The following is a 1,788-nucleotide window of genomic DNA, read 5'->3' as shown; positions in this document are numbered from 1 at the left end:
GTCCCATCAGTGTTGGTCCGAGGAACGGGGTCAAGATGGACGGCGGTCGCGTCAAGCACGTAGAGTTTCACCCCACCGATGCCAATACGTACTATGTTTCGACGTTCAAGGGAGGCCTTTTCAGGACGACCGATGCGGGGACCAATTGGACGCCGCTTACGGACCAACTGGTGGAGGATGTATACATATCACAGGTGGACCCCACCGACGCCAATACCATTTACATCGGGACGAATTTGGGCGTTCTGAAGTCTACCGACGGCGGTTCCAGTTGGGGCGCTACCGGTCTGACCACGAGCAATACCAATGCACTGTTGATAAAACCGGATGCGCCTTCTGTGGTTGTTGTGGGGAACGACAGCGGTATCTACCTTTCGTTGGATGGGGGAGCGAATTTCAGTATGGTACAATCGGCCGTAAGGGTCGAGGAACTGCGCGTGCACCCTACCAATCCCGATATCATGTATGCTGGAACCGATGGTTCCCCTTCGCAATTTTTCCGTTCTGTTGATGGGGGGCAGACCTGGACAGAGAACACTACGGATTTTGGACAGGGCACCTTCATGAAGATAGCGGTGAGTCCGGCCTCTCCTAATGTTGTTTATGTGATCAATTCACGGGACCATATGGGGGAGGACTCCTACGAGGGCGTTTACCGTTCGACTGACTCTGGAGCAACGTTCACTAGGCGCTCTGGGGGCGTTCCCTGCATAACGGGCTATAGCGACACTGGGGCGATCTCCCGAGGGCAGCCCAACTATAACCTTTTCATAGTGTCGGATCCTACGGATTCCGATATCATATATGCGGGAGGGGTCAAGTCATGGAGGTCTACCGACGGCGGCCAGACTTGGGTTCAGTTCTTCAATAACGTGACTGCCGACGGCGGTGCGCTCCACCTTGACCAGCTCACCTGGGCGTACTCACCGCATACCAATGTGCTGTTCGCGGCCAACGACGGTGGTATCTACCACCTTAATGGCAATGGTCAGTTCCAGCAGATCACCGACGGTCTCCCCATAGCAGAGGTTTTTGCATGTGCCCAGAGCCAGACCAACCCCGAGGTTGTTGCCGGAGGTACCATGCACTGTGGGATCAAGCTCAACCGGGGAGGTGATTGGTTTAGCCCCTGGGGCGGCGACGAGGCGACGGTGATATTCGATTATACTAACGATACCTATGCCTACCATTTCAAGAACCAGAGGATCCACCGGTCGAGTGACGGGGGGATGTCCTTCCAAAGGATCAATCCCTTGACGGCCGATAGTGGTGAATATAGGGGTACCGGGGTGCTGGACAAGAGCGACGTCAACACGCTGTTCGTGGGTCTTTTGGAGGTGGAGCGGATCAACAATGCTAGGACGGCGACTTCATCAACGGTATGGGACAAAATCTCCAGTTTCGGCGGCGGCGACAAGATCAAGAAGATCGAGCAGAGCGACGCAGATCACAATATCATGTACGTGTCCAGGGGCAACGGCAGCTTCTACAGGTCCGACAACGTGCGCGGGGCCAACCCTATCTGGACCAACCTTACGGGCAGTCTGCCCTCTAGTGGGAACGTAGCCGACATAGCGACGCACCCCACCAATGCCAATATCGTGTACCTACTTCAGGGGAGCAAGATATATAAATCGTCCAACAAGGGGGGCTCTTGGTCGGACATATCGACCGGGCTTCCGGGGGTAGCCCTGTTGGAGATGGTGTACGATAGGACGAGCAACGAGGGCATCTATGTGGGTACGGACCTTGGAGTCTATTACAAGGATGCGAACCTGAACAGCTGGA

General features: G+C 55.3%; 1 protein-coding gene. It reads left to right on the top strand.

Annotated features, from left to right (window positions below; translation table 11 throughout):
- On the top strand, positions 1 to 1,788 hold a 1,788-nt coding region (locus ABD792_RS19140), incomplete at both ends, for a VPS10 domain-containing protein (RefSeq protein ID WP_345008196.1).

It is taken from the genome of Snuella lapsa, from assembly GCF_039539345.1.
GTDB classification, from domain to species: Bacteria; Bacteroidota; Bacteroidia; order Flavobacteriales; family Flavobacteriaceae; genus Snuella; species Snuella lapsa.
Note: the sequence above shows the minus strand (reverse complement) of the source record. Positions and strands in the feature narration are given on the sequence as shown.